Here is a 23,425-nt window from a genome sequence, read left to right as displayed (position 1 = left end):
AAGCCAATTAATTATTTTCGTCAGATTCCACAAGGGTGGTAATTAAAAGTAATTAGGCGACATTTATTATCTACACATGTCTTACTTGATGTGATGTATAATATATAAGATGTACTTTGCTGCACATAAGACAAACAAACCACTTTGTGTGGGAAATTTCCTAACATAGACTTTTTACGATTGATTAATTCATATCTATATGAATTTAAATGAATTCACTGATAAATAAAAATCAAAATAATAAGATACTTCTCGTTGATTTTAATGCAATTGCTGATTTATATTCTTTTCCCGTTATTTTCATATTGTTTGTTGGTTATTTTTATAATCACGCACTGAAATAATTAATCACACTGCGGAATTAGTTTTGCTATTGCGAACTAAGAATGTCACTAAAAATGGAAAAGTATAAACGTCAGTATGTAGTGAATACTTTAAAGTATTATTCAGAATGATGGTGTAAAGTAAAAATGAAAAGAAAGTTACTTCTTATGGCTATGTTAGCCGCTAGTTTTTCAAGTGTTGCAGCAGAACATGCTCCTCATTGGGGTTATGAGGGACAAGATGGTCCTGAAAATTGGAGTAAACTCTCGCCTGATTTTTCGTTATGCAGTACCGGCAAAAATCAATCTCCTATTAATATTCATGACTCACTCAAAACCCATCATAGCAATCTTCAATTGACTACTCAGCCAAGTAAACAGGAAATTGTCAATAACGGTCATACAATTCAGGTCAACGTTACAGACGGGAGCACTTTGGTATTGGATGAAGATACGTTCACACTGCAACAATTTCATTTCCATTCACCCAGCGAGAACCTGATCGATGGCAAACAATTCCCGCTGGAAGCTCACTTTGTATTTAAAGATAAAGATGGCGAATTAGCCGTATTAGCGCTCATGTTTAAAGAGGGTAAATCAAACCAACAGCTGACTGAAGCTTGGCAAAAAATGCCTGCGGAAGCGGGTCAGAGTGTCGTGCTAAACAAGCCAATCAATATCAAGACGCTTTCAGATAAACAGCAAAAGTTTTATCGCTTCAGCGCTTCGTTAACGACGCCACCATGTTCTGAAGGTGTTCGTTGGATCGTGTTTAAGGAACCGGTAAATATTTCCGCTGAGCAGGTCAGCCAATTTAGCTCTGCGATGAAACACCATGCCAACAATCGGCCAGTGCAGCCGCTAAATGGTCGTGTCATTATCAATTGATTTTGCCAGCGGGCAGCATAGTAGGACTTCAATGAATCTGGTCGCTGATGCATTTTTATGATCGTCTGGTGCTAATGGTAAACTTTACCAAGTAAACCGTCAGTGACAATGCAGCACAACAATGACAGCGGCAAAACCTCAGATTCTACGTACCCTTACCATGGTGCGCATAATGTATATTATGTTAAATTGCATTTGTGAGTTCCCATCGTCACAGATACATGCCCACCCTGAGTTATATCATGTCTCACGTTGCTGTTACCTCCCCTCTACTTATGTCCACGCTATGTAAATGTCATCGCCCAAGTAATCACACCCGCGACCACTGTGGTGAAAGTCAGTGCTAGCAAAAAGAGCACATCAATAACTTTTTCCAGCGCATGGTTACGACGCAATTTTCGGGTTCTCAGCGCCCAATATGATAGTACTGTCGTGATCAAATAAAGAATTGCATTAACTGCCAGTAAGTCATCGCCCAGTGTGTCTTCACGCCTTAATGCCGTGATCACCTGAAATATCCCAATAACCGTAATGCAAACACCGACCATGCCAGCCGATGCCGTGAATATATGAACGCAAATATCCTCGTCCAGTTCTAGGCTGTCTTTCTTGTGGACCATGGAATACCTCTTGAAAAAAGTCACCGTTAAGATGCCATCTGTATGACTTTCTTTAATATCGTTCTTGTATAGGTTTGTTTGATTCTTTTACTTAACTATAAGCAAAAAATCTAGATCTGCGATTTTACTCTGGGGAATTATCGAGTTTCCTAATCGATGGTATCAGGCCCGCGGCAATCGTCGCTATCACCACTGCGGCGGCTGAAACTAATAAAACCCCCGAAGTGCCGTAATGCATAGCAAGAGGACCGGCCGCGAGTTCCCCGACTGGAATCGCAATAAATGATCCCAATGCGTCATAGGCATAAACACGAGCAAGTTTCTCAGGGGGAATATGAGTTTGTAACGAATTCGCCCATACAACGCCGAATTGACCAAAACCAACACCGGCAATAAAAAATGCCCCCATAAGTACCGTTGTCGAAGGTGCGACACTCAAGAGAACAATCGGAACAGCGCACAGTGAAACGAGTAAGACGCCAACAAAAAGATCCCGCCTTGGACGCCACCGCAGGGCAATAAATGAACCGACGATCAAGCCGATACTCTGTGCCGCAACAATAATGCCCCAACCTACCCGCCCAAACGTTGCATCAGCCACAATGGGGCCGAGAATCATGACAACGCCACTAAAAGCAGCATTCACAATAGTAAATTGGGCTACGATGGACCAAACCCATGAGTGAGAGATGAATTCTTTCCACCCATCACGCAGATCCTGCAAGATATTCGTGTTTGACTCTTGGGACAGCGTTGGATTAACCCGAATGAAGTAATACAGTGGTGCGGCGGCGGCGAAACCCAAGGCATCGACTGCTAAGCCCCATCCTGGCCCAATTGCGCTCGTCAAAATTCCCCCTAAAGAGGCTCCGATCACCGTTCCCGCATAGATACCAACTTGGATAAAAGCATTTGCAGTTCTGAGGTGATATTTAGGGACTGTCTGCGGGACCATTGCCGAAGATGCCGGTAAAGCGATTCCTGCTGCTGCACCATTAATGGTACCGAGTAGTGCCAAACCGATAACCGTAGCTGTGCCATCCAACACTAACCAAGCCACCACTGCTTGAGATAAAGCAGCAATCGTTGAGGAAGAGAGTAAAACGAGACTTCGGGAATAGCGATCAGCTAGCACACCGCCAATTAACAAGAATGCGACATTAAAAATCGAACGTGCCGCCACAACCAGGCCGAGATCAGTTGCAGAACCACCGATATCCAACACAGCGAAAGCCAAGGCAATCGGGGCAATTCCATTACCTAATACGGTGAGAAGGCGGGCAAAAAATAAATTTCTAAAAGGGGTGTAGCGAAATAAATGTCGGGAATACGGGACGGGAGAACTTGCACTCACTGGCATGTCTCCGAACTGGCTTGAGTATTATTAACAAATTCTATTGCATTAATTGCTGCCTGACTGCCCTGCTCTTTTTGTTTATTTTGGCAACATCTAGTCACTTTTTACTCCGATAATAGGATGTGGTTAACACGTATAGTAAAAGGTGATGAACTTACCGTTTCCACCTTTTACTAATACGAGTGACAGCCACTAAAGCCCCCCATTAAAACGGTGAAACGACAGAGCCAATACGCTGACAAAAGTCATCGTATGCATCGCCCAGTTTTTCGAATAATTTGCCAATGTTATAGATGTTTTTCATTTGTTGTTCCTCTGCGTAATTGAAATATTTATTGTGTGATGTTCATCACAAAACGAAGCTTAACGCTTTCGGAACGGCATTTCAATATTTTTGTGATTAATGTCACAAAAAACCAATAGTATCTTCCCCTGAGCAATTCCCGAACTCAAGCCACTCAAATACCTTCTTTTTAAGCTGATTTGTCTGTTTGAACTCACGTTTAAAAACTTGTCATTTTAACTGTAACAAGCAAAAACGTGAGTTTGATCTCATTTTATCCACAATAACAAGACTATAAAGAAACGCAGTATTGATAAATATGAAACAAAGTTTTGATTAATGAAGGGATGCAAATGGAAAAGAAAATAACGATTCGTCACACAGTGGCCTACGGGAGTGCCAATCTGTTAGGCAGTGGCGCTTTGGCTATCAGTGGTGCCTGGTTGATGTACTTCTACACCACATTTTGTGGATTATCGGTGGTTGAGGCGGCAGCTATATTTTCTCTCGCCAGTATTCTTGATGCGATTAGTAACCCTATCATGGGTTACATTACCGATAACTTTTACAATACTCGTCTTGGCCGAATGTTTGGCCGCCGTCGCTTCTTTATTCTGATTGGTATTCCACTGGTCTTATTTTATCCCTTGCTTTGGGTGAGCGGTTTTGGGTTTTGGTATTACCTCGTCACCTACGCCATGTTTGAGCTAATTTACACCTCCATCATGGTGCCCTACGAAACCTTAGCGACAGAAATGACAACCGACTTTGCCAAACGCTCTAAGCTAACCGGTTCAAAAGCCATATTCGGAAAAATTGCAAATTTCATGGCAGCCTTTATCCCTGGCCAATTTATTGCCTTCTACGGTAAAGACTCGCCAATGCCCTTCTTGTATACCGGGATCGCATATGGGGTCATTATGTGTCTCGCCATGATCTTCCTGTACGTATCTTCTTGGGAACGCCCAGCCAGCGAAGTGGTAAAAGAAACGACGAGCAGTTTTGTTCAAGCAGTCAAAAAACTGTGCATCGATATGGCATCAACTTTCCGCTTGCGTATATTCCGCAAACATTTGGGGATGTATTTGTTTGGATTTGGTGCCGAATGGTTATTTGCCTCTTCATTTACCTATTTTATTATCTTCGGCTTGCGCCAAAGCGCGGTTTTGGTATCACAACTCAATAGTTTCAGCTCAATAATGCAACTCATCTCGACCGCATTCTTTATCGGTATCTGCGTAAAAATGGGTTTTGCTCGCCCTTTCCGTATTGCATTACAAGTGGTGATCGTCAGTGTTTTCGCTTATGCCGCGCTCTACTTCACCGGTTGGTCTGATACCAGCACGGTGATTGTATTGTTCGCCATTACAGTGGTATTCGGCCTGAGTACTGGGGGTATCTACTATATTCCATGGACCGTTTACACCTTCTTGGCCGATGTGGATGAAGTATTAACAGGGCGTCGTCGTGAGGGACTTTATGCTGGTGCAATGACCTTCGCAGGCAAAATGGTTCGTTCTGTCATTGTTTTTGCCATGGGCTGGACCCTGAGTAAATTTGGTTTTGTTTCGGGCCAATCAGTGCAACCAGAAACGGCTGTTCAAGCTATCGTAGGTGTCTTTGCTATTGGTGTGTCGGCTCTGGCCTTAGTCGCCATCTATTACACCACGCAAATGAAACTCGACCGCAAAAGTCATATGGTTCTGCTAGAAGAAATTGCTCGCATTAAGGCTGGCGGCGCGATTGCAGATATTGAACCACAACCACGCGCTATTATCGAGGAGCTAACCGGTTGGAAATATGAACAATGCTGGGGTAATAATCCACTCGGACAAAAAGTATCACCAGAAAAATTAAGCGAATTAACATCAGAGAAATAATCCAGAAAATAGCCCCTCGAATTTTTCGTGGGGTTATTTGCATGTGTCGTACTTGTTGCCAAATAGGACCAACTTAACTTATGTCCCTAAACAACAGAGTCGCTATCTTGTAATAATCAACATTCAATGAGTACTCGTCTTAATTCATCTGGAACTAATTGAAGTCCTTGTTTAGTATGTATGTATCCCGTCTTTGCCATTAGCCAAACAGATACTTATGAAAAAAATCATGAAGCGGCTGGAGATCATCAAAAGCGCTATCGAGCTTGAAGATGATGATATCGTTCGCCAACAACTTCCTTATCTAAAATGTGAAGCCGATGATGCGGTGCTCGTTTTTATCGTCGCAACGATTGAGCAAGGAAATTATTCCAATGCGCTTAAAGCCATTTCGACTTGGTTGAACAGCCATCATGGCGTTACGCAGTGGCAAGATCTTGAATTAGCTGCCTGTAAGTTAGAATTAAAAGCGTTGGAAGAACAGCTAAGTGAGTTAATCGATAAGCGTAATGAAAGAATTCAGCTATTGGACGATTTTAATGACCTTTACCATGTTCGGCTTGGCCCGATCACTCAACAGATCCTCAATTTACGCAAACAATTAGCAGAAAGCACCTTGCGCAAGGCCGAAGCAGAAGCCCGCCGCAAAGAACGTGATTATCACAACTGTCAGCTATATATTGCTCAGGCTATAGACGAACTAGCCAAACTCAAACAGCATTGGTTATCTCCTTCCACTATCGCCAGTGAAACCATCGAGTTACGCAAACAAATTCAGCAACAGACCGCGTTGGTCTCATCATTACTCATTGAAATTCAAGCGTTAGAAAACAACGTTTACTCACGTAATACTGAGTCAACCCGCAAAGCCCGCGAAGAAGCTAAAGAAAAATATGAGCGCTATCAAGAACAGCAATATGATGCGGAACAGCGGCATGGCAATCATCAAAAACTCTCGTCGGATCAACGTTTGGAGTTAAAAAAATTGTGGCGACAAGCCAGTCGATTATGTCATCCCGATCTCGTCGCCGATGAATTTAAAGAAAAAGCCCACCAACTCATGGTGCAACTGAATCAAGCTCGTCAGCGTGGTGACTTTACCGCCATTTACAGTTTGCTAGAGAACTTGAAACAAGGGCTTGAGCCATTGATGGCGAGTGATTGCATTGATGACCTTGAAAGACTGCGCAGAAAAATTACTGAAGTAAAAGATCAAATTGATGTGATGTTACGTGAACTGGATGAGTTAGAAGGCCAAGAATCATGGCGGCTGGTCACTTCTCATGTTGATAAAGATGACTGGTTCAAAACACAAGAAAACGTATTAGCTAAGATCCTCAACAGCCTAGAACAACAACTCGAAGAAGCTGCGTCAGAGGTATTACAAGAAAGTGCATAATCGGACGATATAGCCAATAGAGCAAAAACAATGGCTTCTTAATTGAATGAATGGGAGTGAAAATGATCAAACTCAGCGGGCGATTAATTTGTCAGAATCTAGATGAAGCCCGAATTGTCCAGCGCTTTCTCCCTGAGCACATTAGCTTAACCAGAAATGAATCCGGCTGCATCGCCTTTGATGTCGCTGTCACTGCTGATCCCCTTGTTTGGTCAGTTGAAGAGTTATTCACCAATGAAAACACCTTCACAGCACATCAAGAAAGAATTAAAACTTCCCAATGGGGCACTGAAACTCGCTTTATTCTGAGAGAGTACGAGATAACGGAGATTGTATAATTTCAGTGTCAATTATGCGTATTATTGAGTTCGTCTTTATTCTCAAAAAGGTCATCCATGATGAAAGATAACCAATACCAGCCCCCAAAGGTCTGGACTGAAAATAATGAAAGCGGCGGTGTGTGGTCCAAGATTAACCGGCCTACAGCGGGTGCTCGATTTGACGCTACCCTACCCGTCGGTAAACATCCGCTCCAGCTTTACTCCCTAGCAACACCTAATGGCCAGAAGGTTACAATCTTGCTGGAAGAGTTATTAGCTATTGGTGTGAAAGAAGCGGAATACGATGCGCATTTGATACGCATAAGTGAAGGCGATCAGTTCTCAAGTGGCTTTGTTGCCGTTAATCCAAATTCGAAAATCCCAGCATTGATGGACCACTCAACATCTACGCCGGTGAGAGTGTTTGAGTCAGGTGCCATCCTGCTGTATTTAGCAGACAAGTTTGGTCATTTCTTACCGAAATCCCACGAAGGTCGCACAGAAGCACTGAATTGGCTCTTCTGGCTACAAGGGGCTGCGCCTTATCTGGGCGGCGGTTTTGGTCATTTCTATCACTATGCGCCAGTTAAAATTGAATACGCGATTGACAGGTTCACAATGGAAGCCAAGCGTCAGCTTGATTTGCTCAACACACTGCTTAAAGATCGCGAATACATCGCAGGGGATGAATACTCCATTGCTGATATCGCTATCTGGCCGTGGTATGGCAACTTGGTACTGGGTCTGCAATACGAAGCTGGGGAGTTTTTGGATGTGAAATCCTATACCCATTTGCTGCGCTGGACAGAAAATATCGCCAAACGGCCAGCGGTACAACGCGGTAGGATTGTTAACCGCACATGGGGAGCCCCAGAGGAACAGTTGCCTGAACGCCATGATGCATCAGACTTTGAGCATTTAAAGTAATATTCTAACGTCTAGTATTATGCTTCACATAGCAATCTCGCCGCCCCCTTCATAGGGGGTTTTACCTGCAATTTTCATCACTTCTGCACCCATAGTCACAAAAGGCGCGCGCCGGCTGGCATAAATAATCCCGCCCGCTTGGGCTCGAACTGCTTGTACCGTATCGGTAATGGGATCGACGATTTCAGCCACCACTTCCCCCTGACTGACCCATTCGCCTGGCTGGCGCAACAACAGTAAGATACCACTGACTGGCGCGCTGACGATTTCACCGGCCGTAAAAGGCAACATTGTAATCTCACGCTGCGGTACTGCCGGTGCGCTCCCCGCGATGGCTCCTCGGTGCTGCAAGTAATGATAGATACGTTCTGCGTCGGCACTGGCTAATGCATGGCTGACATCTTGCTGCCCCCGCAATTCGACGGTAACCGCCATGCAAGCCGGTGCTAATTGACGAAGGTTCGGATGCTGCTCTGCCAGTCGATGCCACGGCAACCCGCAAGCTTCATCAAAAGACCCCCCGCCGCTGTCGTGTGACAGCAAAACGGTATCGATAGCTAAAAACTGCGCCAGTGTTTCTACCTGATCGCGCCAAGCTGGATCGGCGTATAAGTGCAAGATAGCGTGATCGTCACAATGAAGGTCTAGCACCAGATCAGCATCGCAAGCCAGCTCTAATAAATGTTGGCGTATGGCGGCGACTTCACTGAGCACGGGTAAGGTTTGCAGAGCATCAACCATGGCCGTCCGTATGTGTTGGCGTAAGCCTTTTACGTCGGTCAGGCTAGGATTATTGGTAGGTAGATTAGATATCAGGTGTGATGGAATCAATCGGGCCAGATCGGGGAAATCGCGATTGAAATTACGGCCACTGACTAAATCGAAACGGCCAATACCGCTGTTGAGCAACACTTGTGCAATACCCGCAGGATTTGCCATCGGCACAACAATTATTTCGCTTTGAATTTCACCACGCCGTTCCGCCTGACTCAGTAATCTTTTAAGATAATGTAATACCAACATGCCGGGCAGTTCATCGGCATGGAGCCCAGCTTGCAGGTAAATTTTTTCGCCTATGCCCGGCTGGCCAAAATAAAAATGGGTTAATTGACGCTGCCCACCGAGGGCATGTTCAGGTAACTTATGATGATTGATTTTCATTGGACGTCCTATCTGTGGAAAAGAAAGCCCGACTTGACCGAATTGACAAAAAAATCCTCGAAATCCTAAGCCAAGATGGTCGCATCTCTTATCAGAAGCTGTCTGAGCAGGTGAATCTGACTGCGCGCCCCTGCCTTGAGCGTGTCCGGTTATTGGAGCGCGCCGGTATCATCCGCGGCTACAGTGCAATTGTTGAGCTGCCTGAACCAGAGCATGCCTTCGTCATTCAGGCGCAAATCGCCTTGGCTGATCATGGTCAATCGCAAGCAGCATTCGAGCAAGAAGTCCGTAAAACGCCGGAAGTGCTGGATTGCTGGTTGGTCGGCGGCAGTTTTGATTTCTTGGTGCGCATTGGGTGCCGCAACATGGAACATTATCGCTTACTGGCGGATAACTGGCTGACCAGCAAAAAATTTCGGGTCGATAAAATCGTTACCTTGACGGAGTTACAGGTCATTAAGCGCACCTGAGAACTTAATCGTGGCGGGCAAAGGCGAGCCAACGCCGTTCTGCCTGCGAAAACAAAAAGATCAGCACAAAAGTACACAACAGGTACAACGCTGCTGCCATCAAAAAGGGAATAAACGGCGAATAGGTCGAGGCATAAAAAGCCCGCGCTACCCCAGTGATATCCAGTAACGTCACCGTGCTCGCAAGAGACGTGGCATGTAACAAAAATACCATTTCGTTATTGAGTGCCGGAATACCGCGCCGCAGTGTTGCGGGTAGCACTAAACGCCGAATAATCTGCCATTGGCTCATGCCAAACGCTTCACCTGCCACCCATTCTTGGCGCGGGAAAGTGATCATCATGCCCGCCAGTAACTCCGCGACGTATGCACTGGTATTGAGCACCAGTGCTAAAGTGGCACAAAAGGTGGCATCGCGGAACAATAGCCAGAAAGGTTGGTCGTCCTGCCAGCCCAATTGCACGATATCAAATTGGGATAGGCCATAATAAATCAGCATCAGTTGCAGGTAGAGCGGCGTACTGCGAAAGAAATAGGTGAAGCTGCGAATAAGCCATGCCAATGGCCGAGGACCAAACGCCTGCCCGACCGCCATCAGTAACGCAAGCAACATACCCGGTACCACTGACAGTAAAAACAGTTTGGCGGTCATCGCCAGACCCGTCGTCTCAGAACCATCGCTGTACAAAAAAGTCGGGACAGCTTCCAGTATGGTTTGCAGATTCATTAGCGCGCCCTCGCCGCAGTTGAGGTCGAAAGCGCATAGCGCCGCGCAAGGAGGCTAAAGCCCCAACTAGAAAGCGCAGTAATGACCATATAGATCAGCGCCACCAAGAAGTAGAACAAAAACGGTTTTTGTGTCGCTCGCCCCGCCTGCTCAGCCAACCACACCATATCTTCCAAACCGAGAATGGAGATCAATGCGGAAGCCTTCATTAATCCTAGCCAGTTATTATTGATACCCGGAATCGCAAAGCTGAGCATTTGCGGCAACATAATGCGCCTGAACACTTGCCCTGGGCGCATACCATACGCCACCGCAGCTTCAAGCTGTCCACGATCCACCGTTTGAAATGCCCCTCGGAAGGTTTCGGTGTAATACGCGCCGAACACAATACCAATCGCCAATACCCCAGAGATAAAAGTATTGAAGCGAACGGGTCCCAGCCCCAATAAGCTGAGGAACCCGTTCACCAACATTTCACCGCCAAAGAACAACAGCAGCATGATGACCAGTTCAGGAATACCCCGTACTAACGTGGTGTAACCAGTCGATATCCAACGCAACCAGCGCGAGCCAAAGAGCTTAATGACCGCATTAATCAACCCCAAGGTGAGCGCCACCAATAATGAAAGTAGCATCACACACAGCGATAATCCTGCCCCATGAGCCAGTAATGGCAAATACTCTACAACCATTATCGGCCTCCCGCCGCTGACAAGTTGCATCTGGACAAGTCATCACTCATCCACTGGTTTTGGTTAGCAATATTCTTCTGAATAACAATGCTGACTCTGACTAGCCATAAAGTTAGCAAGTTATCAAACTTAGTTGCCGTAAATGTCGAAGCTGAAATATTTCTTCTGAATGGCATCATAGGTGCCATCAGCGCGGATAGCCTTGATCGCACCATTCAACGCATCACGTAATGCAGGGTTATCTTTACCTACCGCGATTCCAACGTCAGAAGAGATGGTTTCGTCTTGGATAACGGGGCCAGCAAACGCAAATTTTTGCCCACGGGGTGTATCGATAAAGCTGCTGGCTGCTTGAATGTTATCTTGCAGCGATGCGTTAATACGCCCAGACAGGAGATCTAAGTAAACATTATCCTGATTGGCATAGGAGACAATTTTCACCCCTTGCCCACCCCAATGTTTTTTAGCATAAGTTTCGTGAATCGAACCTGTTTGCACACCGACAGTTTTGCCTTTCAAGCTCGCGGCGTCTGGCAACAACGGACTGCCTTTACGCGCGACTAATTGGGCTGAACTGCGATAATAGCGATCAGTGAAATCGACTTCTTTTTTACGTTCATCCGTGATGCTAAGAGACGCAATAATCGCATCGAACTTTTTAGCGTTAAGCGCGGCAATCATGCTTTCGAACGGTTGCTTCACAAACACACATTTAGCATGCAAATTGTCACACAATGCATTGGCGATATCGATATCAAAACCTGTTATTTCGCCGTTAGGTGAAAGCACGTCAAAAGGTGGATATCCGCCATCCACACCAAAACTGATCGTCTCAATCGTTTGAGCCGCAACTGGGGTAGAAAGCATCGGAGCAGAAAGTATCAGGCCAGTAAACAATGCAACTAATGTCTTTTTCATGATTAAAATCCCGGTGTTGGCAAGTCGTTATAAACGATAAGTCATTAGAAACGAAGTGAGAGGCAGGTCAAGCCGCCATCCATTTTTTTAAACTCACTGGTATTGAGCTGGATAATCGGCATCCCCAGTTTTTCAATTTGTGCCAAGGTGTAAGGATACCCCTGCGGGGTAATTAACGTATCGTTAATCCATAACGTATTTCCAGCATAGGACTCCGCTTCAGGGATAACAATGGTATTAAACGACGCGAATGCAGGATGATGCTGGTAATCCTCTGTCAGCAACAAAGTGTTGCGGCCCACGTAGTTAACAATCGATTTCAGGTGTAGCCCTGCGCTCACTTCAATAGCGGTGACACTGTAACCATATTGCTCAACTGCCCCCGTAAACTCAGTAATCCCGACCTGATCAGTCCGCGAGGTCAGCCCGATGAAGAATTGTTTACCCACTAACAAAACATCGCCGCCATCAAGATGCCCGTTATTGCTCATCCGAAAAACAGGTCGATCAGTAAAGAGTGGTTCGATGGTATCCACCTCCCCTTGGCGACTTGGCGCGCCTGGGTGTGTTATCACCGCCAACTCCGGCATCACTACCGCAGTGTCTTCGACAAAATGCGCATCAGGATAGGCCGGAGCCGCAGGCAAAATAGTCACTTTCAATCCCAGTCGCAGCAACGTATCCACATAGGCGAGAAACTGTTGTCCTGTGACCGCGACATCGGGGGCGCCCAATTTGGACGTTGTCTGGCCGTGGCCACAAGTGTCTGCTGGGAGTCTGGCGATGGCTTGAGTAAAGTGCATAGCGGATTCTCTTGATTAAATGGGAGCAAAGTCGTTGATCTGATTATTAAACAGATACTGTCTCCAATCAGGTTGAAACTAGCCATCACCGCTATACATTTGCGCTGTATATGAGTTTGATGGCGACCTATTCCGCTGTTGAGATATAATAAGTTATCTAATGTATGAGCCGCGAAGGACGCCCAATGAAGAATTTACTGGTAGTGATGATTGCACTGCTCTTAATCAGTTGTGCCAATACCGGTCATGTCGGCGTGAGTGGTGGCTCGGGAGGAATATCCTCGATCAGTATCGGTACTGGTGTTCGACGCTAAGACAAAGGGCGTCGATATGACACCCTATTCTCAGCATTAATGCTGAGTATCAGCGGTTACTTTAGTCTGTCGTAGATCGAGTTATTGACTAAAAAGTCGGAGGTTAACCCTGATGCTGGTGTATAGACGTCACCCTTAATTAATGAGAAACGGGTACCCATCTTTCCTTTAGAGACATAACGTTCACCCTCATCATTTTCAGTTATACCGGTATACGAAATACTCTGCATCTTTGTATAGAGTTCGGCATTCCTCTGCATTGCGATGTGGAGTTCGAACAATTGTTCTTCATCCAAATCAAGCTTTTTATCCTGATTGACACCCCACCTTGTTAGGCATGTCTCCGCAAAATGACGAACGACCATCCCTGGTTCAAACAAAATCTTACTCCCGGAAATACCATCACTGGATGCATTACCGACCAGCGTCGCATGCCGACCTGACATGGGGTAGATATGCACTGCCGTTGATTTATCCGTTTCGGGGATCACGCAAGAAAAACCTTTTGAACGCTCATCTCTGGCATAGAATGCCACGTATTCTTTGACGTTATGACCTAACGTCACTTTCTCACGTTGGAAATTCATTGGGCCGGGCACGGGGTCTACTGCAAAAATATTCACTGGGATTGTTTTTAAGGTTGGGTCCTCAAGCATTGCATTGGCGAGCATATGGCAACTGATCCCACCTCGGCTCCAACCAACAAGGTTAACTTGCGTTGGAATAACTCCGCCTTTCCGGAAAGATTGAATAATTTGCTGTTGAAGTTGCTGTTGGCTTATTTTCCGCTTGCCGTAGTCATAGTGCCGCCAGAAAAAAGAACCCGTGACTTCAACGTCTTTAATGGGAACGCCCGCTCTTTTTAGTTGAAGATATTGTTGTTCGGTCAACTTCTCTCGCCGCCAGTCGAAATTGCCTTTTATCATCTGGATGGCATGATTCACGTTTTCTTGCCAGCCGTAACCGAAAGCACTGCCCAACCAACCGTAATACTTACCACTTTCCACCCAGAGTTCATCATCCTGAATATTCCCGCTACCCGGGCCATCGATAATAATCCATTCGGCAAATTCTCGACCCAAATGATGAGACGCTAGGTTAGAAATCAACTCCCCATTCCAAAAATTAAGGTTGGAATCATCAAATTTGTTCGATCCTGTACCACAAAAATAAATTGTCAATACTGTCATAAATACCTCACTGAATATATTTACGTTAACCTCTGCGCAAAGAACCAATATGAATGAAACATCTAAATATCGCTAATTCATAGAGTTAGAATTAAACGCAAAGGGATTCGCTAGTGATTGTTATACAACTAAAAAAGGAAATAGTGTTGTATTGGCATATAAAAATATTGGGAATTAATATTGATAGAATAAATACAAGCACCCTCCATTTTATTAATTCGCCAATATTATCATTCACCACATAAACAGGCTGCATAGCTGTCATGCAACCATTTATTTATTAGTGCTATTTATTGGCCAATTATTAACAACCGCCGCAAATGATTCTCGCCTTGCCCATATAACGAGTCAATAGTCATTTTTTATTCGCTTCCCTCTTTATCACTATGTAGGAGGGAAGCTTCTAAAAGACCCGCTCATGGGTTATCGCCATTTATTGCGGCAATCAGTGCTTATTAACGGAATGGGGGTTCGTTAAAGGTCCGTAATTTACGTGAATGTAATTGATCACCTTCTGCACGCAATAAGTCTATGGCTCGAATACCAATCTGCAAGTGCTCAGAGATAGCACCCTCATAGAAATGATTAGCCTGACCCGGTAATTTAATTTCACCGTGTAAAGGTTTATCCGAAACACAAAGTAACGTGCCATAAGGCACTCGGAAGCGATAACCTTGCGCTGCAATAGTCGCACTTTCCATATCCACGGCCACTGCACGGCTTAGGCTGAAACGCAGCGCCGAAGCGGAAAAACGCAGTTCCCAGTTACGATCGTCTGAGGTCACCACTGTACCAGTACGTAACCGCTGTTTTACCTCAACACCCGGCATACCACTCACGGCTTTGGTGGCATCGTATAGTGCCCGCTGCACTTCAGCGATACTTGGAATTGGGATATCCGGCGGTAATACTGCATCGAGTACATGGTCGTCACGTAAATAGGCATGCGCCAGAACATAGTCACCAATCGCCTGACTTTCTCGCAAACCGCCGCAATGGCCGATCATCAACCACGCGTGTGGCCGTAATACCGCCAAATGATCACAAATAGTTTTGGCATTGGACGGGCCCACACCAATATTCACCAAGGTGATGCCATGCCCACTTTCAGCCACTAAGTGATAAGCAGGCATTTGATGTTTCTTCCAGGCCAAATCAGAAGTCGTTCTTTCCGGATCGGCCGTTTCCGCCGTAATGTAGTTGCCACCGGCACACGACAGCGCGATATAAGGGCTAGATGGGTCCAGAATTTGCTCACAAGCCCAACTGACAAACTCATCAACGTAGCGGCTGTAATTGGTAAAAAGAATATAGGGTTGAATATGTTCTGCCGGTGTACCGGTATAGTGTTTCAGGCGCGCCAGTGAAAAATCAGTGCGCAGCGCATCAAAATGCGATAACGGGAAATCCGCTGAGGCGGTATCAATTCCATCAGTGATGTCATCACCAATTTTTGCCAGATCAGTGGTCGGGAAATGCTGTGCGAGCCCCGCCGTCATTGAGCGATCCAGAATCAGATCGGAACCATCAATAACAAAAGGATATGGCATTTCTTGTTGTGACGGTGTCACTTCAAATACGGCACCATACTCAGTTTCTAGCAGAGACAACTGCTCAGTCAGGTATTCGCGGAACAGCGCTGGCCGCGTGACAGTGGTGCTGTATTGACCCGTACGCGAGAAACGCCCATAAGCACGAGTGCGTTGGTGATCACGGAACCGGCCATCCCAACTCACACTCAATTGCGGGTATGAGAATAAACCCTTAGCTCGCTCCCCCACATCCGGCAAAGCACCGTCGCGGATAAATGCACTGATCGCATCACGTAATGCTGCCAGTGCAGAGTCGTATAACGTCTCCAGCCGATCAATCGCCTCGGTTGCTGAGAGATGAGTTGTCGCTTGTGATTGATTCAAAATAACTCCTTTTATTACGCCAAAGCCGTGTGACTAAATTTCTCAATGGGTTGCCTCACCAGAATCATCATGCATTAAAAAGATGACAGTGCCACCGCGAATTGTTTTTTAAATTAACTGTTTTCGACAAACAAGGTGCCATTTTGCCACTTATTCCGGCGTTTGATTCCGCTTATCAACACTAAAGTATAGGTTGTCGCAGATAACACATTATTTTCTGCCTTGGGCTTCATTACAAAGGTCTTTTTTGCGTGGCGAAATCATTTTTACGCAGTGGTAGTTTGGACGATCTTCTCGCGTTGGGCGAAAACGGGCAACCGGTTTATGCCTCAGCACTTCAGATCAGAGAGGCATTGCGCCTTAAAAAACAGCAGCATATCGCTGATTGCTTAGCCATTCCTCAGGTCAATGAGCAAGGCGACCGAATTGATTGGTATGCCCCTGCGGAGGGTAAGGTCACCTCGTGGATGGCGGCCAGCCACGCTGAGCGTAAAGCGGCGATAAAGCAGCTATCTGTGTGTTTGTCGAGTATGAGTGACTTGTGTCAGCGCGCGCAAAAATCAGATAAGGCCGCTCAACGACTGTTTGGCGTCCTGCTCGCGAAAACCTTGCAATTTCCGGATCAAAGCTACGTCTATTTAGTGGCGGGTAAACCTGTCGTAACGTTCTGGGGCTTTATCAGCCAAGATAAAAAAATGCGCACTGACCCGCTTGATTGTCTCCGTCAGACCGCAGAAGTTACCGAGCCACCGATCACCACGCTAAGCGCCGCTTCACTTGCACCGATTGCCCCGCCGGTGGCACCTATCGTCGAATTACCGCCTGAGCCTGAAGCGCCACCTGCCCCGCAGCTCGAGGCTGCTGTGCCGCCAATACCGACCGTTGAACCGATCAAAAAAACCGTTAGTTGGTTGCGATTCAGTTGGGCGCTACCCGTGGTCGCGTTAATCATCGCACTGATCGTGCAGTTTAGTGGGGGAATGACCGATAAACCCTCTACTGTCCCAGAGGCTAATGCAGCGGTCATTGAGGATACCGTTGCTGAGGATAAAATAACTGAGGATAAACCGGCCGAAGATAAAACGGCCCCTGCCGTTTTGCAAACGCCTGCAACCCCGCAAATTAATCTGGCGCAACCGGAAACCAAGACTCCACCGCCTTCAGCGGAACCAACACTGCCAATGGGTCATGCCACTGTCATCCCTGCACCTATCGTTGCTGAACCCGCTAGCGCGCCGGTTGCCAACACCACTGAAAATAAAAATGAACTGATACTGCCTTTCGATGCAGTCAAAGTGGGATCGACTACGTTCCTTAACGGTAACTGGCGTGTCAGTCCAGAGATTAAAACCGCCCATACAGGGAAAGCGCCGAGTCTGAGATATCAGATTAAAAATGGCAAAGGCACGGTAAAAATCACCCACGGCGATAATGTCACCTGCCGTGCGAACATCACGACCGGATTGATGAAGTCCGGCAATTTGGTGATCAATAGCCGCTACAGGGCGCAGTGCAGCGATGGTTCTAAATATCAAATCCCCGAGATCGTCTGTAAACAAGGTGTCAGCGGCGTTGCCGATTGCAAAGGCAAATATGACGCTAATACGATTCTTCCAATGACGATGAAGCGTGAGACTAAATAATATTATGCTGGCTACGATCACCGACTATAAACAGAAAATCACGCTTATTCAGAATAGTGGTATCCAGTTTCTGGACTTCGCGTTTAAACCACAATTAGAGACTGAACAACAGAATAAATTTGTCCGTAAGAGTGCTAACGGCCCGTTGTTACGCCTTAATTACCATGAAGAAAATGGTAAGTATGCGTTGATAGTGCCAGGTGCAGCCCCTGAGATTGTGAAACCTGAATTTGGTTTTCCGTTGGCGCAATCACTCAAATTGTTGAATAAAATTTGGCTCCCGCTCCCCTTTTTACGCTTCAATCCGCCGCGTAATTTTATTGCTGGGCCTGATAACTGGGCCAGAGTACAAATTTTAGTCTTAGATACGCCGGATCAGGATGGCAATACATTACGCGTCACGTTGGCCTTTGACACTAAAACCTACCCTGAAGGCCACGCCAATGAACCCTTAGCCCCAAATGAAAACGACATCAAAACCGGTCTGAGTTTTGCGCTCGCCTACCAAAATGAAGAGCTAGCCGAGTTCCTCGATTTGACGTGGGTGGATGGTTGGCTAAGGGAAGTGTTCACACAGCAGGCGTCTGAACAAGAAGCGCGGACAGCCCGCCATATCAGCACTTCACTGCGTGAATTTGAATATCAAGCACATTATCTTAACTTGCTGGAATTACTGGGTAGCCAGATTGGAATACCTGAAATCAAAATCAATACCAGCACCTTGCAAGAGCCGGTGGTGAATGTCGATTTGATTCTAGATGTAGGCAACTCCCACACCTGTGGCATTTTGGTTGAAGACCATGCTGATGAAAGCAACGGGCTAAAACAGACTTACGAATTACAAATTCGAGATTTGAGTGAGCCTCATTTTCTGTATAACGAGCTGTTTGAAAGCCGCGTGGAATTTGCTCAAGCGAAATTTGGTAAACCAAATTACTCAGTCGAAAGTGGTCGCGATGAGGCTTTTGTGTGGCCATCGATCACTCGTGTCGGCCGTGAAGCTAGCCGTATGGCACTACACCGCTTAGGGACTGAAGGGTCCACTGGGATCTCCAGTCCTCGCCGTTACTTATGGGATGAAGAAACCTATGCGCCTGGTTGGCGCTTCAATGAAACACAAACTGCGCAAACACTGGAGCCGCCTGCGACCGCGCTTCCGCTCACCCATTTGGTGAATGATGATGGTCAACCGCTGTACAGTATGCCGGTGGACGAACGACTACCCGTATTTTCACCTCATTATAGCCGCAGCTCATTGATGACATTTATGTTGTCAGAGTTGTTGACGCAAGCACTGATGCAAATCAATAGCGCTGCGCAACGTTCGAAAATGACCCACGCCAATGCGCCGCGGCAATTACGCGCCATTATCCTGACACTCCCGTCTGCCATGCCCAAACCTGAGCGCGAGATTTTCAGACACCGGATGCATGAAGCCATCGCCTTAGTCTGGAAAGCCATGGGCTGGCATCCCGCAGATGATAATTTTATATCTGAAGCTGATCGCGCCAAAAGCCAGATACCAGTCCCAGATGTGCAAATGGAGTGGGACGAAGCCACTTGTGGCCAGATGGTCTATTTATACAACGAAACTCAGGTTAATTTTGGTGGCCGCACCGCCGCCTTTTTTGCCAGTATGGCACGACCGGATAAGCAGCTTGATGCCGGTGAGGTGGCGGGCAAAACGTTGCGTATCGCCTCAATTGATATTGGCGGCGGCACAACAGATCTCGCGATTACGCAATATTGGCTGGATGATGGCATGGGGAATAATGTCAAAATTAGCCCGCGATTGTTGTTCCGTGAGGGATTCAAAGTTGCGGGCGACGATATCTTGCTCGATGTCATCCAGCTTTACATCCTGCCAGCCCTTCAGGCACGGTTGAAGAAAGCCTCAGTCGCGGATAGCAATGGGCTAATGGATAAATTATTCGGCAATGACGGCAGAATGGACGGGCAATCAACGCTACGCCAGCAGGCAACATTACAAATATTTATGCCAGTTGGACGTGCGATTCTAGAAGCCTATGAAAAATTTGATCCGCTGGACACCAGTGCTGAAGTCGATGCCAGTTTTGGCGAGTTATTGGCGCAACGCCCAACACAGAAAGTGCTGGATTATATCAACAGTGAAGTTCAGCGAGAGTTGCCTGCCGAGGTTGGCGAATTTGATATTTTGCAGGTGCCATTGGTGCTGAAGCTGAGCAAATTGCATGGCGAATTTTTGTCTCACCGGATGAGCATCACACAAAACCTGCGGTCATTGTCTGAGGTTGTGTCACTTTATGCTTGCGATGTGTTGTTGCTGACCGGCCGCCCTTCGCGCTTCCCTGGAGTTCAGGCACTCTTTCGCCATCTGCAACCGTTGCCTAACAACCGTATCCTTTCGTTAGATGGCTATCACACTAATGACTGGTATCCATTCAACAAACATGGCCGTATTGATAACCCGAAATCCACAGCCGCAGTGGGTGCAATGCTCTGTTTACTGGCACTCGATTTGCGGTTAGCGGGATTTTACTTTAAAGCGGGCGATTTTCAGCCTTACTCCACCATTCGCTATTTGGGCATGATCGACAGTAGCCATACGCTGACAGAAGAAAATGTTTACTATCGTGATATCGATATGGATAGTCACAGCTTCGCTTTACCCACCGAGGTGCGTTTTCAATTGAGGGGTGCGGCATGCCTTGGCTTCCGCCAGTTGGATAATGACCGCTGGCCTGCTTCACCACTTTATACCCTATCCATCGTCGATCCGGAGTTAGCACGCAAAGTCGCAGGCGACAGTGTATTGCACATAAAGCTAAAACTGGTGAAAGGCGATAGCCATGTCGCGAACAAACACAGTGAGAATGGGCCAGAACGTTTCGAAATAGCCGATGCGGTACTGTTAGATGGCAGCCGTGTACCGCTGCATCATCTGCGCCTCAAGCTAAACACACTCGTCAGCAATGGCTCTGGATCAACCCATTATTGGATTGATAGTGGGAGCGTATTTAGAAAATGAAATCATTGACCAGCAAACAGCTTAATAGCCAGCTTCAGCAAATGGCGCAAGGTATTGATCAAACGATCGGATGGGTAAGCAACACGCGCCAACACAGTGTTCGACTGGATACCGAAGCCGACCTATTGACCATCAAACTTCAGCGTCATCGCAAAAAAACACGTCAGTTAGCAGACTCAGTTTTAACCGCCATGACCATTGGCTTCTTTGGCCAGTCGTCCGCAGGGAAGCAGTACCTTATTTCAGCACTAACAGCGGGTACTAATGGCCGCTTGGAAACCACGCTCGGGGGTAAAACACTCGACTTTTGGCAGCAAATCAAGCCCTCTTATCAGGCCAGTGGCATTGTTACTCGATTCAGTCATCAGACTGGCATCCTTCATGAAAGCCATCCAGTCCTGCTTTCCTTACTGACTGAAATAGATATAGCCAGAATTGTAGCGGGCGCTTATTTGTCAGAAAATCAACAGAATGAATTGGATCATTCCCTTGATGAACAGCATATCGCCGAGCATTTACAACAACTGGCTATGCGCCGACAACCTAGTGTCACCGCTGGGATGAACAGTGACGATGTCATTGGTTTATGGGACTCTCTGGCCCGCCATGATGCACTCCGTCAAAAGAAATTGGAGACCCATTTTTGGCCTGCCGCGGTTGAATTGGCTCCTTATCTGAACATCGATGATCGCGCCAATTTATTCTCCGTGCTTTGGGCCGAACGCCCCCCAATGACCGATGCATACCGTCATTTCGCCTACACGTTGCAACATCTAGAGGGAGCAACACAATTACTGGCACCACTGAGTGTGTTAGTCGATGATACCTTGCTACCTGCCAATGGCATCATGAATGTCGCCACCCTCAATGACTTGAACACCCCTGCTGACAGCCACATTCATGTACTGCCATGGATCAACAATGAAGCTCATCAATCAGTGACGTTGTCACTTGCTGAGTTAACCTTCTTGGCGACAGAATTGCAGATCCCATTACCTATGTCCGCCAATGAAAATGCTTTTGAATCGGTGGACTTAGTCGATTTCCCTGATTTTAGCGACACGCATAATACGCCAACGGCACTTGAATACACGGCTTATCCGCTGGCGACACGTTTATCACAAGCAAAAAATGACTTCCTGCTTGAACACTACACGGATAAACAGCAGGTCAACTTGCTATTAGTGTGTCATGCGGCAGCGACACGCGATGATGTGAAGACGGTAGGCAAAGCACTGGATTATTGGGTTAAGCAGACGCAAGGGGAAAATGCCCAAGTACGTGACCGGCGAAATCCTGGGCTTATCTGGGCGCTCACACCATTCGATCAACGGATGAGTACCGAACAACCCGAGAATGGCATGTCTCATCATGACGAAGCCGTGCAACGTTATGTCGGCAACCCCGGCGACAGTTGGGGTACGCTGCTGGCATTAGATGCGCGCGGTGTTGAACGAATGATGGCTTATCTGACACAAGAAATTCGTCGAGATATCAAGACTGAACGTATTATCGAACAATGCCAAGAACTGCAACGGGAACTGACTGACAATTTGCTCGCTGATTGGGCTCAGCCAATTACCAGCGAATCACAACAAAAACAGCAGGTCGCAGAAACTTTGCTCAAAGTATTGCAAACCCGAACTGGTTTACATGGTGAATTACTGGAACGGCTATTACCTTCGCGGGATGACCTACGCAGCCTTTATTTACAACAGCAAGCACCAAGGCAGCAGCAAAGTCGTGTGGCTGAATCCACCACATCAACACTCAACGCAGAGCCATTTAGCATCGGTATTGATATCGACTTATTTAGCGACCAGCCCCTATCATCTGATGTCCGGCCAACAATCAAGCCCAATGTCGAAAGTGATTATGAAACTGAATTTGCAGCAAGTGTGCATCGCTATTGGATCAATCATCTGCGGCGACTGCCGGATAATGGCCCGTTGATTGAATTATTAGGCATCAGGAAACCGATCATTGAGATGTTATCCGCTGAGCTCATTACCGCGAGTATCCGGTTAGATATTGCTGGGCAGTTGGTCACTATTCTTGCCGACAGCGAGCAAGTGGGATTACATCGTGAAACTAAAGCAGACCGTCAAGTTTCACGCGCTTTGACTGTCTTGGGTGATTTTGTTGCTTGGATAGGTTTTTTGCAAATCAGTGAAGAGCTACGCCCTAATAGCCGTATTAATCGGGGCGCTAAGATTTTTGCCAAACCTCCTCAGTCAGCCTCCCCGTTGGGTGTTTCGCAGCGATTAACAAAACTCGCACACACCCCAACCAATACCACTGCGTTTTATATTTATGATTGGTTGGTAGGTTTAGGTGAAATGATTATTCATAACGAAGGATTCTCAGCTCGCAGTGAAATAACAGCGCAGCATCGTGAGCAGTTAGCATCAATAGTTTTGTTGTTGAAAAATGATGGGCTGAAAAACGATAAAAGCTAATTGCCCCACTCCCAGTCGAAACGCAACAAAACGGCAAGATATTATGCTGCCTAAAAGTGCGTTAAAAACACTTCATTGGGGGAGAGATAGCCAGCGATTTTCACCCTCGCGTATTGAGCAAATGT

General features: G+C 46.5%; 19 protein-coding genes. 10 read left to right on the top strand and 9 right to left on the bottom strand.

Annotated elements, in window-relative coordinates; translation table 11 throughout:
* Positions 1-470: 470 nt before the first annotated feature.
* Positions 471-1,211, top strand: coding sequence for a carbonic anhydrase (locus BN68_RS04740; RefSeq protein ID WP_042806397.1), 741 nt, complete (start codon positions 471-473; stop codon positions 1,209-1,211).
* A 284-nt stretch (positions 1,212-1,495) separates the two neighbouring features.
* On the opposite strand, the gene BN68_RS04735 is transcribed toward BN68_RS04740, so the two are convergent.
* Both BN68_RS04735 and BN68_RS04730 read right to left on the bottom strand, forming a co-directional pair.
* Positions 1,496-1,831, bottom strand: a complete 336-nt coding sequence (locus tag BN68_RS04735) for a hypothetical protein (RefSeq protein ID WP_019210009.1) — start codon at positions 1,829-1,831, stop codon at positions 1,496-1,498.
* Positions 1,832-1,955: 124 nt separating this feature from the next.
* A complete protein-coding gene (locus BN68_RS04730) occupies positions 1,956-3,185 on the bottom strand; it encodes an MFS transporter (RefSeq protein WP_042806522.1) in 1,230 nt (409 codons plus the stop codon).
* 639 nt (positions 3,186-3,824) lie between these two features.
* On the opposite strand from BN68_RS04730, the gene BN68_RS04725 reads away from it, so the two are divergent.
* The 4 genes from BN68_RS04725 to yghU all read left to right on the top strand — a co-directional run bounded on the left by BN68_RS04725 (position 3,825) and on the right by yghU (position 7,997).
* Complete coding sequence (locus BN68_RS04725) at positions 3,825-5,351, top strand: MFS transporter (RefSeq protein ID WP_019210006.1); 1,527 nt, start codon at positions 3,825-3,827, stop codon at positions 5,349-5,351.
* A 217-nt stretch (positions 5,352-5,568) separates the two neighbouring features.
* Positions 5,569-6,750, top strand: coding sequence for a DNA repair ATPase (locus BN68_RS04720; RefSeq protein WP_019210005.1), 1,182 nt, complete (start codon positions 5,569-5,571; stop codon positions 6,748-6,750).
* Between the two features lie 62 nt (positions 6,751-6,812).
* The gene (locus BN68_RS04715; protein ID WP_019210004.1) at positions 6,813-7,088 is read left to right on the top strand and encodes a putative quinol monooxygenase; all 276 of its coding nucleotides are present in this window, start codon (positions 6,813-6,815) and stop codon (positions 7,086-7,088) included.
* A 60-nt stretch (positions 7,089-7,148) separates the two neighbouring features.
* On the top strand, positions 7,149-7,997 hold the full coding sequence (yghU, locus tag BN68_RS04710; RefSeq protein WP_019210003.1) for a glutathione-dependent disulfide-bond oxidoreductase: 849 nt from the start codon (positions 7,149-7,151) through the stop codon (positions 7,995-7,997).
* A gap of 24 nt (positions 7,998-8,021) precedes the next feature.
* On the opposite strand, the gene BN68_RS04705 is transcribed toward yghU, so the two are convergent.
* Positions 8,022-9,158 carry a M14 family metallopeptidase gene (locus BN68_RS04705; protein ID WP_019210002.1) on the bottom strand — a complete coding sequence of 379 codons (1,137 nt, stop codon included), beginning with the start codon at positions 9,156-9,158 and terminating at the stop codon, positions 8,022-8,024.
* A gap of 14 nt (positions 9,159-9,172) precedes the next feature.
* Between BN68_RS04705 and BN68_RS04700 the strand changes: the two genes are divergently transcribed.
* Positions 9,173-9,628: an Lrp/AsnC family transcriptional regulator gene (locus BN68_RS04700; RefSeq protein WP_019210001.1), complete on the top strand. Its 456-nt coding sequence runs from the start codon at positions 9,173-9,175 to the stop codon at positions 9,626-9,628.
* 4 nt (positions 9,629-9,632) lie between these two features.
* On the opposite strand, the gene BN68_RS04695 is transcribed toward BN68_RS04700, so the two are convergent.
* The 4 genes from BN68_RS04695 to BN68_RS04680 form a co-directional block, all read right to left on the bottom strand.
* Positions 9,633-10,355: an ABC transporter permease gene (locus BN68_RS04695; RefSeq protein WP_019210000.1), complete on the bottom strand. Its 723-nt coding sequence runs from the start codon at positions 10,353-10,355 to the stop codon at positions 9,633-9,635.
* Positions 10,355-11,047, bottom strand: coding sequence for an ABC transporter permease (locus BN68_RS04690; RefSeq protein WP_019209999.1), 693 nt, complete (start codon positions 11,045-11,047; stop codon positions 10,355-10,357). The genes BN68_RS04695 and BN68_RS04690 overlap by 1 nt, the downstream gene beginning before the upstream one ends.
* A 129-nt stretch (positions 11,048-11,176) precedes the next feature.
* Positions 11,177-11,965, bottom strand: coding sequence for an ABC transporter substrate-binding protein (locus BN68_RS04685; protein ID WP_019209998.1), 789 nt, complete (start codon positions 11,963-11,965; stop codon positions 11,177-11,179).
* A gap of 44 nt (positions 11,966-12,009) precedes the next feature.
* Entirely contained in the window at positions 12,010-12,768 is a 759-nt protein-coding gene (locus tag BN68_RS04680) for a dimethylarginine dimethylaminohydrolase family protein (RefSeq protein ID WP_019209997.1), read from the bottom strand.
* Between the two features lie 185 nt (positions 12,769-12,953).
* Here BN68_RS04680 and BN68_RS24425 point away from each other — a divergent pair, with 185 nt between their 5' ends.
* Complete coding sequence (locus BN68_RS24425; protein WP_261373454.1) at positions 12,954-13,082, top strand: hypothetical protein; 129 nt, start codon at positions 12,954-12,956, stop codon at positions 13,080-13,082.
* A 56-nt stretch (positions 13,083-13,138) separates the two neighbouring features.
* On the opposite strand, the gene BN68_RS04675 is transcribed toward BN68_RS24425, so the two are convergent.
* Together BN68_RS04675 and BN68_RS04670 are read right to left on the bottom strand one after the other, a co-directional pair.
* On the bottom strand, positions 13,139-14,272 hold the full coding sequence (locus tag BN68_RS04675; RefSeq protein WP_019209996.1) for a hypothetical protein: 1,134 nt from the start codon (positions 14,270-14,272) through the stop codon (positions 13,139-13,141).
* A 455-nt stretch (positions 14,273-14,727) separates the two neighbouring features.
* Complete coding sequence (locus BN68_RS04670) at positions 14,728-16,188, bottom strand: AMP nucleosidase (protein WP_019209995.1); 1,461 nt, start codon at positions 16,186-16,188, stop codon at positions 14,728-14,730.
* Positions 16,189-16,439: 251 nt separating this feature from the next.
* Here BN68_RS04670 and BN68_RS04665 point away from each other — a divergent pair, with 251 nt between their 5' ends.
* The 3 genes from BN68_RS04665 to BN68_RS04655 are packed head-to-tail and all read left to right on the top strand — an operon-like array spanning position 16,440 to position 23,300.
* Positions 16,440-17,831 (top strand): SrfA family protein, encoded by a 1,392-nt coding sequence (locus tag BN68_RS04665; RefSeq protein ID WP_019209994.1) that lies wholly within the window; start codon positions 16,440-16,442, stop codon positions 17,829-17,831.
* 4 nt (positions 17,832-17,835) lie between these two features.
* Positions 17,836-20,841, top strand: coding sequence for a virulence factor SrfB (locus BN68_RS04660; protein WP_019209993.1), 3,006 nt, complete (start codon positions 17,836-17,838; stop codon positions 20,839-20,841).
* Positions 20,838-23,300 (top strand): putative virulence factor, encoded by a 2,463-nt coding sequence (locus BN68_RS04655; RefSeq protein WP_019209992.1) that lies wholly within the window; start codon positions 20,838-20,840, stop codon positions 23,298-23,300. The genes BN68_RS04660 and BN68_RS04655 overlap by 4 nt, the downstream gene beginning before the upstream one ends.
* The last annotated feature ends 125 nt before the right edge of the window (positions 23,301-23,425 follow it).

Source organism: Yersinia massiliensis CCUG 53443 (assembly GCF_000312485.1).
GTDB classification, from domain to species: Bacteria; Pseudomonadota; Gammaproteobacteria; order Enterobacterales; family Enterobacteriaceae; genus Yersinia; species Yersinia massiliensis.
Note: the sequence above shows the minus strand (reverse complement) of the source record. Positions and strands in the feature narration are given on the sequence as shown.